General features: G+C 63.2%; 9 protein-coding genes. 8 read left to right on the forward strand and 1 reads right to left on the reverse strand.

Going from position 1 to position 15,956, the window contains the following annotated elements:
* Nucleotides 1–50 precede the first annotated feature (50 nt).
* A complete protein-coding gene (locus ACYU7Q_RS06005) occupies nucleotides 51–728 on the reverse strand; it encodes a response regulator transcription factor (protein ID WP_460608520.1) in 678 nt (225 codons plus the stop codon).
* Nucleotides 729–891: 163 nt separating this feature from the next.
* Between ACYU7Q_RS06005 and ACYU7Q_RS06010 the strand changes: the two genes are divergently transcribed.
* The 8 genes from ACYU7Q_RS06010 (at nucleotide 892) to ACYU7Q_RS06045 (ending at nucleotide 15,944) form a co-directional block, all read left to right on the forward strand.
* Nucleotides 892–2,238 carry a TolC family protein gene (locus ACYU7Q_RS06010; protein WP_460608521.1) on the forward strand — a complete coding sequence of 449 codons (1,347 nt, stop codon included), beginning with the start codon at nucleotides 892–894 and terminating at the stop codon, nucleotides 2,236–2,238.
* A gap of 126 nt (nucleotides 2,239–2,364) precedes the next feature.
* The gene (locus tag ACYU7Q_RS06015; protein WP_460608522.1) at nucleotides 2,365–3,351 is read left to right on the forward strand and encodes an efflux RND transporter periplasmic adaptor subunit; all 987 of its coding nucleotides are present in this window, start codon (nucleotides 2,365–2,367) and stop codon (nucleotides 3,349–3,351) included.
* A 114-nt stretch (nucleotides 3,352–3,465) separates the two neighbouring features.
* The gene (locus tag ACYU7Q_RS06020) at nucleotides 3,466–6,606 is read left to right on the forward strand and encodes an efflux RND transporter permease subunit (protein WP_460608523.1); all 3,141 of its coding nucleotides are present in this window, start codon (nucleotides 3,466–3,468) and stop codon (nucleotides 6,604–6,606) included.
* Nucleotides 6,607–6,789: 183 nt separating this feature from the next.
* Nucleotides 6,790–10,122 carry an efflux RND transporter permease subunit gene (locus tag ACYU7Q_RS06025; RefSeq protein ID WP_460608524.1) on the forward strand — a complete coding sequence of 1,111 codons (3,333 nt, stop codon included), beginning with the start codon at nucleotides 6,790–6,792 and terminating at the stop codon, nucleotides 10,120–10,122.
* 62 nt (nucleotides 10,123–10,184) lie between these two features.
* On the forward strand, nucleotides 10,185–11,375 hold the full coding sequence (locus ACYU7Q_RS06030) for an efflux RND transporter periplasmic adaptor subunit (RefSeq protein WP_460608525.1): 1,191 nt from the start codon (nucleotides 10,185–10,187) through the stop codon (nucleotides 11,373–11,375).
* Between the two features lie 151 nt (nucleotides 11,376–11,526).
* Nucleotides 11,527–12,978, forward strand: a complete 1,452-nt coding sequence (locus ACYU7Q_RS06035; protein ID WP_460608526.1) for an outer membrane factor lipoprotein domain-containing protein — start codon at nucleotides 11,527–11,529, stop codon at nucleotides 12,976–12,978.
* A gap of 182 nt (nucleotides 12,979–13,160) precedes the next feature.
* On the forward strand, nucleotides 13,161–13,967 hold the full coding sequence (locus ACYU7Q_RS06040; RefSeq protein WP_460608527.1) for a phosphatase PAP2 family protein: 807 nt from the start codon (nucleotides 13,161–13,163) through the stop codon (nucleotides 13,965–13,967).
* 324 nt (nucleotides 13,968–14,291) lie between these two features.
* Nucleotides 14,292–15,944, forward strand: coding sequence for a TldD/PmbA family protein (locus ACYU7Q_RS06045; protein ID WP_460608528.1), 1,653 nt, complete (start codon nucleotides 14,292–14,294; stop codon nucleotides 15,942–15,944).
* Nucleotides 15,945–15,956: the final 12 nt, after the last annotated feature.

The following is a 15,956-nucleotide window of genomic DNA, read 5'->3' on the forward strand; positions in this document are numbered from 1 at the left end:
ATGCAATAATACGAGTATGCCCGGGCCGCTTTTGTTTCTGCCGTGGCCGGTTATTCGTGGCTCAGCTTGTAGCCCACGCCGTACATGGTGCGGATGTAGTTGTCCGCACCCTTCTCCTGGAGCTTTTTGCGCAGGTTTTTGAGGTGGGTGTAGATGAAATCGAACGAGTCGGCCGCGTCCACGGCATCGCCGCAGAGGTGTTCGGCAATGGCTTCCTTGGTGAGCACGCGGCCGGGGTTGGCGAGCAGGTACAGGAGCAGGTCGTACTCCTTGCGCGTGAGGGTAATGAGTTCGCCCCGGACGTGTACTTCGGCCAGTTCGGGCAGCACCAGCAGGTCGCGAAAGGTGATTTGCTGCTGGCCCTGGAACTGGCGGCGGCGGATGATGGCCCGCAGCCGGGCGTTGAGCTCGGACAGGTGAAAGGGCTTGATGAGGTAGTCGTCGGCCCCGAGGTCGAGGCCCGCAATTTTGTCGTCGAGCGCGTCGCGGGCCGTGATGATGAGCACACCGGCCGGCGAGCCGTCCGATTTGAGGGCGCGCAGCAGGTCGAGGCCGGAGCCGTCGGGCAAGGTGAGGTCGAGCAGCACGCAGTCGTACTGGTAGAGCTTGATTTTTTCGTGCGCCTGGGCAAAGTCGGCGGCGGCTTCTACCAGATATCCGGCCTGCTTCAGCGAGCCCATGAGGGCGGTGCGCAGGGCGGCTTCGTCTTCAACGAGGAGAATTTTCATAAGCAGCGGGGCCGAAGGGATTGCGGCACAGCCGCGAAGGAACGGGCAAAGTTTGTATATATTCTGTGAGATGGCACGTATGAGGCAATACGGCCCGACAAGTGGCCGATTTTCTTCAGAATTGGCCCGCAGCTTTGTGGCGCTTACCATCCTCCCCCGTCTGTTGTTCGCTCGCTTCTCCTGCCTGATTTGGTGCCTCGCCCTAAGCGGGCTGCCGGTACTGCTTGCCGGCACCGCCCACGCCCAGACCGGCGCGGCTCCGGCCGTGCTGGCCCCCTTGCCGGCTATAGCCGCCGCGCCTGCCAGCCCGCGCCGCCTCGATGATTTCCTGCTGGTGGCCCGCCAGAACAGCCCGCTGCTACGCGAAACTGCCAACCAGGTGCGTCAGAACCGCATCGACAGCCTCGTGCGGGCCCGCCAGAACGGCGTGCAGGTGGGCGGCATCGGCTCGGCGCTGTACTATCCGTCCATCACCAATAGCAAGGGCGAAAGCGTGCTGGGCTACGACAACGCCGTGACCAATGGCGGCAACTACGCCGCCATCGCGCAGGCCACCAAGCCCATTCTGAACCGCTTTCAGCTCCAGAACGACTACCAGATTATCGCCAGCCAGGGCCAGGTGCTGCGCAATACCGGCCGCCTCTCGGCCCTGGACCTACGCCGCAACATCACCGACCAGTTTCTGACCGCCTACGCCGCCGAAACCCAGCTCACCTTCAGCCGCGCGCTGCTCACCCAGCTCCGGGAGCAGGACAAGCTGCTGCGCCAGCTGGTGAACGGCGGCATTTTCAAGCAGACTCAGTACCTGAGTTTTTACCTCTCCGTTCGCACCCAGGAAGTGACCGTGGAGCAGAACCGGCTGGCCTACCGCCGCGAGCTGGGCACCCTACGCGCCCTGGCCGGCGTAGCCGATACGGCCCTCATTGCCCTCGAGGCCCCTACCCCGCCCACCCACCGCCCGCTGGCGGGCCTGCTGGCCCCCGCCCAGCGCCAGTACACGCTCGACAGCCTGCGCCTGCTGCTCGACCGCCGCGCCGTGGATGCGTACTATCGCCCCAAAGTGAGTGCCGTGGTGGATGCAGGTCTGCAATCTTCTTCCTACCTGCCCGTGGCGCTGGCCCACAGCGTGGGCATCGGGGGCGGCCTGCAGCTGAATATTCCGATTTTCGACGGCCACCAGCGCCAGCTTCAGTACCAGCGCATTGAGCTGAGCGAGCAAAGCCGGCGCGGCTTCCGGCAGTTTCTCACGGTGCAGCGGCAGCAGCAGTACGAGCAGCTGGAGGGCCTCATTCGGGACTCCGATGCGCTGCTGGGCCGCATCCGGGAGCAGCTGCGGGTGGCCGATGCGCTGGTAGGGGCCGCCCGGCAGCAGCTGGCGACGGGCGACGTGGCCATTCTCGACTATCTCAATCTGGTGACGAGCTACCGGACCCTACAATTCAGCCTCACGCAGGCCCAGACGGACCAACTGCGGAGCAGATTTGCGCTGGATTACCTAGCCGAGCAGTAGCGTGGACTCTGCTGAGCCCGCGAGCGAGCGTAGCGCACAGCACGAACCACGCGGCTTATCCCAACAACATTGCTCGCTACGCTCGCGGACTCGCAGAGTCCACGCTACATTTCTCCACTTGCTTTCATGAATATCCCCCGCCACCTTTTCTTCCTCCTTGCCTTCGCCAGCCTCACGGCCTGCGGCTCGAAAGACCCGGCTGCTGCCGACGACAAAGCCGCCCCCCCCGCCGGCGAGGAAGAGCCCGCCGTGAAGCCCAAGGCCCTGGTCACCATCGGCACCGTCCGGACCGATACCCTGACCGATGTACTGCGGCTGAGCGCCGTGTCGGCCTTCCCGGCCAAGGATGCGCTGCGGGCCACTACTACGGGCTACGTGCTACCGCCTTCGCCGGTGGTGGGCCAGCAGGTGCGCGCCGGCCAGACGGTATTTACCATCCAGACCAAGGAATCGAGAACGCTGCACCTGGATAAGCTGACCGGCGACCCCCGCCTGAAATTTAGCGGCATCATCCAGATAAAATCGGCCCGCAACGGCGTACTGGCCACCGTGGACAAGCTGGCCGGCGACTACGTGCAGGACGGCGAGCAGCTCGGCCTCACCTACGACCGCAGCCGCTTCGGCTTCATCCTCGACGTGCCCGTGACCCAGCTGCGCTACGTGCACACCGGCCAGGATTGCCGCATCATCCTACCCGATGGCCGCGTGCTGACCGGCCGCGTGGCCGAGGTGCTAGCCACCGCCGATGTCAGCATTCAGACCCAGCGCTATACCATCCGGCCCACCGGCCCGGTGCCGGACCTGCCCGAGAACCTGGCCGTGCAGGTCGAGCTGGACCGCACGGCCCCGCGCCAGGCCAGCATCCTGCCCCGCAGCGCGGTGCTCACCGATGAAACCCAGACCGAGTTCTGGGTGATGAAGCTACTCAATGATTCCACCGCCGTGAAAGTCCCCGTGACTGTGGGGGCTCAGGAAAAGGACCACATTGAAATCAAAGCGCCCCGCTTCAGCCCCCGCGATAAAATCCTGCTCAGCGGCAACTTCGGTCTGGACGACACGGCCGCCGTGAAGGTGACCCGTGCGGTGGCCGCGCCGGTCCCGGCGAAGCAGTAGACCAGCAATCTGCCCCGCATTGCCGGCAATCCGGGCGGCGGTGCCAGCAAATTTCTCAGTGCTGCTGGCCAGCCTGAGCATCGGTTTATTTTCCCTTACTTATTTGCCTCCCTCATGCGCCCTTCCATTTTTCAAGCCTACAAAGCGCCCATCGCGGTGCTGCTGGCGCTGGCCCTGGCGCTGGGCACGGTGGCCTACCGGCGTATCAACGTAGCTCTGTTTCCGGAGGTGACGTTCCCGAAGGTGAAGGTGATTGCCGAGAACGGCCTTCAGCCCGTCGACCGCATGATGGTGACCGTGACCAAGCCCATGGAAGACGCCATCAAGCGGGTGCCGGGGCTGAAACTGCTGCGCAGCACTACCAGCCGGGGCAGCTGCGAAATCTCGGCCTTCCTGGACTGGAACGTGGACGTGGCCAAGAGCCAGACGCTCATCGAGTCGCGCCTCAACCAGATTCGGGGCGACCTCCCCTCCACCGTCAACATCTCCGTGGAGCGCATGAACCCGGCCATTCTGCCGGTGATGGGCTACACGCTGGAAGCGCCGGGGCGCTCGGCGCTGGAGCTGCGCAAGCTGGCCCTCTACACCATCAAGCCCTTCCTCTCGCAGGTCGATGGCGTGTCGTCGGTGCAGATTCAGGGCGGGCGCACCAAGGAGTACCAGATTCAGCTGCTGCCCGACCAGCTGGCCGCCCTCGCCCTTGGGCCGGATGACGTGACCAAGGCTTTGACGGCAACCAATTTCGTGCAGAGCAACGGTTATCTCAGCGACTACCGCCGCCTCTACCTCACCGTCACGGACGCCACCATCGTCCAAAAAGAAGACCTCGAAAACCTGGTGCTGCGCAACGATGGCCACCGCATCGTGCGCCTTGCCGACGTGGCCACCGTGACCTTGGGCGAGCAGCCCGAGTACATCCGCATCAACGCCAACGGCTCCGATGCCGTGCTCGTCTCCATCGTGCGCCAGCCCGATGCCAACGTGGTGCAGGTATCCGACGGCGTGCGGGCCAAGGTAGCGGCCCTGAAACCCGGCCTGCCGAGCGGCGTGCGCATGGCTCCTTATTATGACCAGGCCGATTTCGTGGCCGAAGTTGTGAAGTCGGTGCAGGACGCGCTGTGGATTGGCCTCGCGCTGGCCCTCGTGGTCACGGCGCTGTTCCTGCGCTCCTTCCGGGCCACCATGACGATTCTTGGGGCCATTCCGGTGGCGCTCGCGCTCACCATCGCGGTACTCTACTTTGGCCTGGGCTACTCCTTTAATATCATGACGCTGGGCGCCATCGCCGCCGCCATCGGCCTCATGATTGACGACGCCGTGGTGATGGTGGAGCAGCTGCACCGCGTGGGCGAGGAACACCCCGAGGCCACGCCCGGCGAGGTGGTGCGCCGCTCGGTGGGCCACCTGCTGCCCGCGCTGGTGGGCTCCAGCCTCTCCACGATTGTGATTTTTCTGCCCTTCGCGCTGCTGGGCGGCGTGGCGGGGGCCTACTTCAAGGTACTGGCCACCACGATGGTGGTGGCGCTGGTGTGCTCCTTCCTGGTGGCGTGGCTGGGGCTGCCGGTCATTTATCTGCTCTTGAGCCGGAAGGGCAAGGCCGGCCAGATGGGCACCTCCCCGGAAGCCGATAACATCGATGCTCCTGCGCAAGTGGCGGTCGATGGCAGCGGTGTCGAAGGACCTAATGCCGACGCCGCCCACCACGAAATCCCCTGGGTCCGCGCCGTCATCCGCCACCCGGCCTATTCCATCATCGGCATTCTGGTGCTCATTGGCAGCATGGTGCTCATCATTCCGCGCCTGGCCACCGGCTTCCTGCCCGACATGGATGAAGGCGCCATCGTGCTCGACTACCACTCGCCGCCCGGCACCGGCCTGGAGGAAACCGACCGCATGCTGCGCCAGGCCGAAAAGCTGATTGTGAAAGTCCCGGAAGTGGCCAGCTACTCGCGCCGCACCGGCACCCAGATGGGCTTCTTCATCACCGAGCCCAACAGCGGCGATTACCTCATCCGCCTCAAAACCGACCGCAAGCGCAGCACCGAGGAAGTCATTGCCGACATCCGCACGCGCATCGAAGCCACCCAGCCGGCCCTCACCATCGACTTCGGCCAGGTCATCGGCGACATGCTGGGCGACCTCATGAGCACCGTGCAGCCCATCGAAATCAAAGTCTTCGGCCCCGATGCCACCAAGCGCTACGCCCTGGCCGAGCAGGTAACCAAAGTGGTGGAAGGCGTAAGTGGCACCGCCGACGTGTTCGACGGCATCGTGCGCATGGGCCCGAGTGTGGACGTGCGCCCCGACCCGCGCCGCCTTGCCCAGTACGGCCTCACCGCCACCGATTTCCAGTCCCAGCTGCAAACCCAGCTGGCCGGCACCACCGCCGGCAACGTACTCGAAGGCGAGCAGCTCCTGAACATCCGCATGCGCTACCCCAACGCCGCCCAGGCCAACCTGGCCCAGATGCGCGGCGAGCCGGTGTTCCTGCCCAACGGCCAGCGCCGCCGCCTCGACGAGCTGGCGACGGTGCGCGTTTCGGTCGGCGACGCCGAGCTGGAGCGCGAAAACCTGCAAGCCATGACCGCCGTCACGGCCCGCCTCGACGGCCGCGACCTGGGCGGGGCCATGAGCGAAATCCGCCAGAAACTCGACAAGGAAGTGCCGCTGCCGCCCGGCTACTTCATCCAGTACGGCGGCTCGTATGCCGAGCAGCAGCAGTCGTTTCAGGAGCTGCTCACCATTCTGGGCACGGCGTGTTTGCTGGTGTTTGCGGTGGCGCTGTTTCTGTTTCGGGATTTGAAGGCGGCGGGCCTTATCCTTTTGATTGCCGTGCTGGGGCCGGCCGGCGGCTCGCTGGCTTTGTTTCTCACAAATACGCCGCTGAACGTGGGCTCCTACACCGGCCTGATTATGGTGGTCGGCATCATCGGGGAGAATGCCATTTTCACCTTCCAGCAGTTTTTCGAGATATTGGAGGAAGGCCGGCCCGTGGAGCAGGCCGTGGGCTATGCCATCGCCGCCCGCCTGCGCCCCAAGCTGATGACGGCCCTCTCGGCCATTGCGGCACTGTCTCCGCTGGCCCTCGGCATTGGGGCGGGCGCACAGCTGCACCAGCCCCTGGCCATTGCCGTGATTGGCGGGCTGCTGCTGGCGCTTCCGCTGCTGTTGATGGTGTTGCCCAGCCTGTTGCGCCTCTCCTACCAGCAGCAAACGATACCGGAGAAGCCCCAGTTAAGCGCTACCGCTGCGTAGCAAAAGCCCAGTCCCCGATTGCGGGAGCCCCGTCGATAAAACACCCCCTCCCCGTCGATGAAAACGGCTTTAACGGCCGTCGGGGGTTAATTTTGCGCTATCATCTTAACAAAAACTCGCGCTGAGTGGTTAAGAGCCCTTGCAGTCGATGCGCTGCATCGGCGAACGCAGAAAACCGACGATATGTGGATAGTTAGACTAGCGCTGGCGCGCCCCTACACCTTCGTGGTGATGGCGCTGCTCATTCTGGTGGGCGGCGGCCTCACCATTCAGCGGATGGCGGTGGATATTTTCCCCGACATTCCGATTCCGGTGGTGGGCGTGGTGTGGGGCTACTCCGGCATTTCGCCCGAGGAGATGAACCAGCGCATCATCATCCCGGTGGAGCGCGCCATCACGACCACCGTGAACAACGTGGAGCACCAGGAAAGCCAGAGCCTGAAGGGCGTGGGCCTGATTAAGGTGTTTTTCCAGCCCGGCTCGAACCCCGACGCCGGCGTGGCCCAGCTCACGGCCATCACCCAGACGCTGCTGCGGGTGCTGCCCACGGGCATCACGCCGCCGCTCATCATCCGCTACTCGGCCTCCAACGTGCCGATTGCGCAGACCTCGCTCAGCAGCGAAACCTTGGGCGAGTCGGACCTTTTTGATGCGGCCAACGCCTTCATCCGGCCGGGCTTAGCGGTGGTGCAGGGCGCCTCGGTGCTGCTGCCCAACGGCGGCAAGCCCAAGCAAATCATGGTCGACCTCGACCCCGACAAGCTGGCTGGTAAGAACCTGAGCGGCAACGACGTAGTAACGGCCCTGCTGGCCCAGAACCTCATCATCCCGGCCGGCTCGGCCAAAATCGGCGACCGGGAATACGACGTCAAGCTAAACTCCAGCCCCGAGGCCATTGCCACGCTCAACGACCTGCCCATCAAGACGGTAAATGGCACCACGACGTACATCCGCGACGTGGCGTTCGTGCACGAGGGCGCGGCCGTGCAAACCAACATTGTGCGCCAGAACGGCCGCCGCACCGCCATCATCCCCATCCTGAAAAGCGGCGCGGCCAGCACGCTGGACATTATCGAGAAAATCAAGAAGGCCCTGCCCAACATCCAGGCCAACGCGCCTCCGGCCCTGAACATCAAGCTGTTGTTCGACCAGTCGTTTTTCGTGCGGGCCAGCATCAAGGGCGTTATCATCGAGGCCTGCATCGCGGCGGCCCTCACGGCCCTCATGATTCTGCTGTTTCTGGGCTCCTGGCGGTCCACGCTGATTATTGCGACGAGTATTCCGCTGAGTATTCTGGTCAGCATTATCATGATGAATATTCTGGGGCAAACCCTGAATATCATGACCCTGGGTGGGCTTTCGCTGGCCGTGGGCATTCTGGTGGACGATGCGACGGTGGAAATCGAGAACATCCACCGCAACATGGGCATGAAGAAGCTGCTCAAGCGCAGCATTCTTGATGGGGCTCAGCAGATTGCCACGCCCGCGCTGGTGGCCACGCTGGCCATTTGCATCGTGTTTGTGCCAGTATTTTTCCTGGGCGGGGTGGCCTCAGCCATCTTCGCGCCGCTGGCCACGGCGGTGATTTTCGCCATGCTGGCTTCCTACATCCTCAGCCGGACGCTGGTGCCCACGCTGGTGATGTACCTGCTGCGCAAGGAGTTGCCCATCTATCACGCCCAGGAAGAGCCCGACCTGCCCAGCCTGCACCAGCGCAACGGCCAGCCCGTGAGCAAGATTGAGCGCGACCTCGAAATCATTCGGCGCGAGCAGTATGAAAAGGCCCACCCCAGCGGCACGCCCGAGGAAGAGGCCGAAGACGAAATCACCGATTCGGAACGGAAAGCCGGTGAGGCCATCACCCAAACCTGGGTCTGGAAGCTGCACAAGGGCTTCGAGCACCAGTTCGAGAAATTCCGCGCCGTGTATGGCGGGGCGCTGGACTGGGCCCTGAGCAACCGCCCGAAGGTTATTCTGGCGTTCATGGTGCTATTTATTGGCTCGCTCGGTCTGTTCCCGCTCATTGGCCAGAACTTCTTTCCGACCGTGGATGCCGGGCAGCTGCGCCTGCACGTGCGGGTGCCCACCGGCACGCGGGTAGAGGAAACGGAAGCGCGCTTCCGGCAGGTAGAGAATGTGATTCGGCAGGTGATTCCGGCCGATGAGCTCGACCTTGTGCTCGACAATATCGGCCTGCCGGTCATCCCCATCAACCTGCTGCTGAGCGATAACCCGACCATTGGGGCGGGCGACGGTGAAATCCTGGTGAGCATGAAGGAGGAACACGGCCCCACGGCCGGGTACATCAACGAAATCCGGCGCCGCCTGCGCCAGCAGTACCCGGACCTGACCATCTTCTTCCAGCCGGCCGACATCGTGAACCAGACCCTGAACTTCGGTCTGCCCGCCCCGATTGATATTCAGGTAATTGGCCGCGATAAAGTAGCCAACCAGCGCATCGCGGCCGAAATCAAGGAGAAAATCGTGAAGATTCCCGGCCTCGTCGATGCCTTTGTCTATCAGGCCTTCGACCAGCCCCAGCTGCGCCTCGACATTGACCGGGTGCGCGCTCAGGAGGCCGGCCTCTCGCAGCGCGACATCGCCAACAACGTGCTCGTGAACCTGAGCAGCAGCACCCAAACCAGCCCCAACCAGTGGCTAAACCCCAGCACCGGCGTGAGCTACACGGTGGCTGTGCAAACGCCGCCCCGTGCCCTCTCCACCCTCGATGAAGTCGGCAATATCGGCGTGACCGGGGCGGGCCAGGCGCAGGCCCAGCTGCTGAGCAACTTCGCCACGGTGCGCCGCACCCAGGCGCTGGCCGTGGTATCGGACTACAACATCCAGCGCACCGTGGACGTGTACGCCAGCGTGAGCGGCCGCGACCTGGGCGGCGTGAGCAAGGACATCCGTAAAATCCTGGCCGACACGGAGAAGAACCTACCCAAAGGCACCACGTTGGCCCTGCGCGGGCAGGCCGATTCCATGCGCACGTCCTTCGCCGGGCTGGGCCTGGGGCTGGCCGGGGCAATTGTGCTGGTGTATTTGCTGATGGTGGTGAATTTCCAGAGCTGGATGGACCCGCTCATCATCATCACGGCCCTGCCGGGCGCCCTGGCCGGCATCTTGTGGATGCTGTTTGTGACGCAAACCACCCTCAGCGTGCCGGCTTTGATGGGCGCCATCATGTGCATCGGCGTGGCCACGGCCAACTCCATTCTGCTCGTCACCTTCGCCAATGAGCGGCGCGAGGAAGAGCCGGATTTGAGCCCCCGCGATGCGGCGCTGGATGCCGGTTTCACCCGCCTGCGCCCCGTGCTGATGACGGCCCTGGCCATGATTATCGGCCTGCTGCCCATGTCGCTGGGCATGGGCGAGGGTGGTGAGCAAAACGCCCCGCTCGGCCGCGCCGTGATTGGCGGCCTCATGCTGGCCACGGTGACGACCCTGTTTTTTGTGCCGATTATGTTCTCGTATTTGAAAAAGCCCGCGCCGGTGAAGGCGGAGACGGCCTAACGGCGGGACTTCGCCCGACCACCTTTTTAACTCCCCGCTTTCCGCCCCGATTCATTTGCCTAATGTCTGACTCTAATTCTTCCGGCTCTGGCCGGTTCTGGTTGCTGATTCTTGTTGTTCTGGTGGTGTTTGCCGGCTTGTTTGCGCTGGGCTATATGCCGCGCCACAAGCAGGAAAAAGCCCGCGATACCGAGGCCAAACAGGTTATCGACGCGAACCCGACCGTGACCGTGGCTCCGGCCAAAGCCGCGCCCGATACCACCACCGTCACCCTGCCCGCCGATACCAAGTCGCTGCGCGAAACCTTCGTATTTGCCCGCGCCAACGGCTACGTGAAATCGTGGAGTGCCGACATTGGCCAGAAAGTGCACGCCGGGCAGGTGCTGGCCGAAGTAACCACCCCCGAACTTGACCAACAGGTAGCCGAAGCGCGCGCCAACCTTGGGCTGGCCAAAACCAGCTACAACCGCCTGGCCGGCGTGGGCCTGCCCGGTGCCATCTCCAAGCAGGAGTTGGACGCAGCCAAAGCCCAGTATGCCGCCCAGCAGGCCGGCGTGCAGCAGTTGCTGGCGCAGCAGGGTTTCCGCCGCGTCACGGCCCCGTTCAGTGGCATTGTCACGCAGCGGAACGTGGAAGTGGGCAGCCTCGTGAGCAGCAGCAACGCGCCGGGCTCGCAGCTGTTCAAGATTGAGCAAACCGACAAGCTACGCGCCTACGTGCAGGTACCGCAGAACTTTGCCCCGGCCATCAAAAACGGCATGACGGCCGATTATCTGGTGCCCGAGTTCGTGGGTAAGGCCTTCAAAGGCAAGGTGGTGCGCGATGCCGGCGCCCTCGACCCCAGCACCCGCACGCTGCTCACCGAAGTGCAGGTGCCCAACCCGCGCGGCGAGCTGCGCCCCGGCTCCTACGCCCAGGTGAAATTTTACCTGCCGCGCACCGCGCCCAGCGTCATCATCCCGGCCAATGCGCTAGTGCCCGGCGGCACCGACAGCCGCGTAGCCACCGTGCAGGACGGCAAAATCCATTACCAGCCCATCACGATAGGCCGCGATTTTGGCAATCAACTCGAAGTGTTACAGGGCCTGAAGGGCGGCGAGCTGCTGGCGCTGAACCCCGCCGAAACCCTGGTCGAAGGCCAGGCGGTGCAAACCAAAGCCTTCACCCCGCCGGCCAAACCCGCCGGCCCGCCGCCCGCCAAGCCCCGCCCCAACGACCCCGATGCACCGCGGGTGTCGTCGCCGGTGAAGTAGGTTTTCTTTTATAGAACGTCGGCAAGACCGTCATGCAGAGCGTAGCGAAGCATCTTGCCCGCAGTAAGTAAACCAATCGAATGGATTAGTGACTGCGGTAAAGATGCTTCGCTACGCTCTGCATGACGTTCTTCAAGAACACGATATACCAATGACCCTCCGCCTCTCCCCTTTTCTTCTCCTCGCGCTGCTGGCCAGCTGCGTGCGTCCGCCCAGCTACGCGCCACCCAGCCTGCCCACGCCCGCCGCCTGGAAAAACACTGCCGATAGCCTCACGGCCGCCACACCGCCGGCCGCCGTGGCCAGCAGCACGCCACCCACCGTCGACAACCCGCCCGCGCCCGCCAGCTGGTGGACGCTCTTCAACGATGCCGGGCTGAACACCCTGGAGCAACAGGCCACTGCCCAGAATTTCAGCCTGCAAGCCGCCCTGGCCCGCGTGGAAAGCGCCCGCGCCAACGTGCGCGTGGCCAACTCCTACCGCTCGCCGCTGGTGACGGTGGACCCGCAAGTGTACCGCTCGCGGCTTTCGGCGTTGCGGCCGCTGCCGTTTCCGGTGGCCGCCAACAACGCGGGCGTGGTCCAGACGCAATATTATATCCCCATCAATGCCAGCTATGAGTTTGATGTATGGGGCCGCATTCGCAGCAGTATTCGGGCCGCCGAGGCCGATGCCCAAGTGCAGGAAGCGAACCGCCGCACCGTGCTGCTCTCGCTCACGGCCGATGCCGCGACTTACTACTTCGGTATTCGCGGGCTCGATGCGCAGCTGCTGGTGCTTGACACCGCCCGCCTCGACCGCCAGCACAGCCTGGAGCTGACCCGCGCCCGCTACCAAGCCGGCGTCGACAACGAAATTGCCGTGCACCGCGCCGAAACTGAGTTAGCCAACGTGGATGCCAGCGTGGTCGAAACCCGCCGCCAGCGCCTCGGCCTCGAATCCTCGCTGGCCACGGTGCTGGGTGTGCCGGCCAGCGGCTTTGCGGTGCCGGCGCAGGCTGGGCCGCTGACCGCGCCGCTCGTGCCGGCCTCATTACCCGCCGCGCTGCTGGCCCGCCGGCCCGATTTGCAGCAGGCCGAGCGCCGCCTCGCCGCCGCCAGCGCCCGGGTAGATGTGGCCAAGCTTACGCGCCTGCCCACCGTGCGCCTCAACGGCTTCCTCGGCCCGCAAAGCGCCCAGCTGGGCGACCTGGCCCGCTTCGGCGACAACTACACCTATTACGTAGGCGGCGGCGTGAGCATCCCCGTCTTCAACGGCGGCCGCAACCGGGCCAACGAGCAGGTGGCCCGCTCCGAATCAGAAGCGCTGGTGGCCGACTATCGGCAGGCCGCCCTCGTGGCGTTTCAGGAAGTGGAAACCAGTCAGGCCGACGTGCGCCAGTACCAGGCCCAGGTGGCAGCCCGCCAGCGCGCCTACCGCGCCGCCCGCCTGGCCAGCGCCCTCACCAAGGAGCGGTACCGCGCCGGCCTCACCACCTATTTTGAAGTAGTGGACGCCGACCGCCAAACCCTCGACGCAGCCACGCTGCTCACCCAGGCCCAAAGCAACCTGCTAGGCGCCAGCGTGGCGCTGGTGCGAGCGCTGGGCGGCGGCTGGGAATAGTGGCTAAATCCACAGATTTCGCACAGATTTCAAAATCCCCGCCCCGCTGGCGGGGATTTTTTTATGCTAACAATGAGCGCAAAATCAGGGCGTTAAGATTTCCATGCAAATCTGCTGTTACGTTTATGCTATCGGGTCCGTAATACCAAAATCGAATTTTTGCTGACTCCAATTTTCTTTTCATGCGCTCATTTCTAGTTACCCGTTTCGCCGCCGCTATGCTGTTGTTCGGGGCAATGCATCCGGCCCAGGCCCAGGTTAATCCTGCCCGTACCGATACCACCAAAAAATACGCGAATCCCGGTGGTGTTTCCTCGCCCGTTAATAAGCCGTTTTTTAAAAGCAAGCTATTCAAAGCCGTGGCCATTCCGGCGGTGATGATTACCTACGGAGCCATCACAGCGCAGGGCGATGCGGGCGTTAACCACGACGCCCGAACGTATGTGCAGAAGCAGTTCCGTCCCGTCAATACGATGATTGACAACACGGTAATTTTCCTGCCCTACCTTGAGCTTGGTGCCGTGGCGCTGGCGGGCGTAGAGTCTCGTAACGACCGCATCAACACGCTGCTCATCATTGCCAAAGGCGAGGCCATTATGCTGGCCAGCACCTTCGCCGTAAAGTACCTCGCCAACGAGCAGCGGCCTAATCAGGCAGATAACCTGTCGTTTCCGTCGGGGCACACGGCGCAGGCATTTCTGGCGGCCAGCATCGTGCACACCGAGTTTCGGGATAAAAGCCAGTGGTATGGCGTTGGGGCCTATACCATTGCCACCAGCGTGGCGGCCCTACGCATGATTAACGATAAGCACTGGCAGAGCGACGTGGTCGCCGGCGCGGGCTTCGGCATCCTCTCCGCCCACCTGGCCTACCTGAGCCACCGCAACCGCTGGGGCCGCAAGTCCATCGGGCGCGATGTCAGCATGTCGCCCACGTATTTCGGCAATGGTACGCCGGGCATGACCATTTCGTGGCGGCCGTCGAAGTAAGCAGCTGTTTGCCTGGGCAAAAAATGACGTTTGAATGCTGTAGAGGCGGCCCAGGAATTTAATGCAAACAGCTTAATGTGAAACCGCCCCTAAGGTGTGTCAAATTTCAAAAAGCCCCGGTACTACACAGTACCGGGGCTTTTTGCATCTCAGCGTTAGCAACAGGGCGCGTCAGAAGGTGGGGCAGGCCGGCGAAGTGGCGCGGTGCTATAATTCCTTTGGTTATGCAACGCAACGCTGCGTTCGCTTCGCTGTCTTTTTCATTAAGATTTCGTCCCATCTTTACGAATCTGCTTTCCCTATCACCCGAATCCTTACTCACTTTTGAAAAGACGCGACTTCGTGGGACTGTCCGGCCTGGCCGCCGGAGCCCTCTTCCTGCCCAGCTTCCCCAGCCTGGGCGGCACGCCCGTAGATGCCGCCCGCCTGCTGGAGCCCGGCCTCGACCCCGCCCAGAAAAAACGCCTGGCCGACGCGGCCCTGAACGCCGCCAAAGCCGCCGGGGCCAGCTACGCCGATGTGCGCATCGGCCGCTACCTCAACCAGAACATCTTCACCCGCGAAAAACAGGTGCAGAACATCGCCAGCGGCGAGAGCTTTGGGTGCGGCGTGCGGGTACTGGCCAATGGCACCTGGGGCTTTGCCGCTACCAATACCGTGACCGAAGCCGGCCTGGCCAAAGCCGCCCAGCTGGCCGTGGCCATCGCCAAAGCCAATGCCAAAGTGCAGAAGGAGAAGGTGCAGCTGGCCCCACAACAGGGCTACGGCGAGGTGAGCTGGCGCACGCCCATCAAGCAGAATTCCTTTGAGGTGCCGGTGGCCCAGAAGGTGGAATTGCTGCTGGCCGCGAACGCGAAAGCCACCGACAACGGTGCCAGCTTCGTGAATTCCTCGCTCTTCCAAATCAACGAGCAGAAGTATTTTGCCAGCACCGACGGCTCCTACATCGACCAGGACGTGCACCGCATCTGGCCCACGTTTTCGGTCACGGGCATCGACCGGGCCAGCGGCAAGTTTCGCTCCCGCGATGCGTTGAGCGCGCCCATGGGCCTGGGCTACGAGTACCTCACGCCCCAGGCCGCCGACAAGATTCCGGGGGCCAGCGGCACCGGCCTCATCGGCTACCGCAACTCTTACGACATGCTGGAAGATGCCGCCCTGGCCGCCAAGCAGGTGAAGGAAAAGCTAACCGCGAAGTCGGTAACGGCCGGCAAATACGACCTCGTGCTCGACCCCAATCACCTGGGACTTACAATTCATGAAAGCATCGGCCACCCGCTGGAACTGGACCGCGTGCTGGGCTACGAGGCCAACTACGCGGGCACTTCGTTTGCCACGCTGGAGTGGAAGGCCAAGCAGATTCCCTATGGCTCGAAGCTGGTGAACATTGTGGCCGACAAGCTGCAGCCCGGCTCGCTGGGCGCGGTGGGCTACGACGACGAAGGCGTGAAAACCAAGCGCTGGGATCTCATCAAGGACGGCGTGCTGGTCAATTATGAGAAAATTCGCGACCAGGCCCACATCGTCGGCCAGACCGAATCGGACGGCTGCTGCTACGCCGATTCCTGGGATTCGGTGCAGTTCCAGCGCATGCCCAACGTGAGTTTGCAGCCCGGCAAAACCAAAATGAGCGTGGACGAGATGATTAAGGGCGTTGACAAAGGCATCTACATTGCCGGGCGTGGCTCCTACTCCATCGACCAGCAGCGCTACAACTTCCAGTTCGGCGGGCAGGTGTTTTACGCCATCGAAAAAGGCCAGATTGCGGGCATGATTGAGGACGTAGCCTATCAGGCCAACACCCAGGAATTCTGGAATTCCTGCGCCGCGATTTGCGACGAATCGGACTACCGGTTGTTCGGGTCATTTTTCGACGGGAAAGGGCAGCCCAGCCAGGTTTCGGCCGTGAGCCACGGCAGCAGCACGACGCGGTTTAATGGTGTGAACGTGATAAATACGGCGCGCAAAATCGGCTAATCGACATTTCCA

This window comes from Hymenobacter terrigena (assembly GCF_054776515.1).

Bases quoted from the DNA above. Each gene is read 5' to 3' on its own strand.
- ACYU7Q_RS06005 (WP_460608520.1), bottom strand. From the start codon at position 728: ATGAAAATTCTCCTCGTTGAAGACGAAGCCGCCCTGCGCACCGCCCTC.
- ACYU7Q_RS06030 (WP_460608525.1), top strand. From the start codon at position 10,185: ATGTCTGACTCTAATTCTTCCGGCTCTGGCCGGTTCTGGTTGCTGATT.
- ACYU7Q_RS06015 (WP_460608522.1), top strand. From the start codon at position 2,365: ATGAATATCCCCCGCCACCTTTTCTTCCTCCTTGCCTTCGCCAGCCTC.
- ACYU7Q_RS06025 (WP_460608524.1), top strand. From the start codon at position 6,790: ATGTGGATAGTTAGACTAGCGCTGGCGCGCCCCTACACCTTCGTGGTG.
- ACYU7Q_RS06035 (WP_460608526.1), top strand. From the start codon at position 11,527: ATGACCCTCCGCCTCTCCCCTTTTCTTCTCCTCGCGCTGCTGGCCAGC.
- ACYU7Q_RS06020 (WP_460608523.1), top strand. From the start codon at position 3,466: ATGCGCCCTTCCATTTTTCAAGCCTACAAAGCGCCCATCGCGGTGCTG.
- ACYU7Q_RS06040 (WP_460608527.1), top strand. From the start codon at position 13,161: ATGCGCTCATTTCTAGTTACCCGTTTCGCCGCCGCTATGCTGTTGTTC.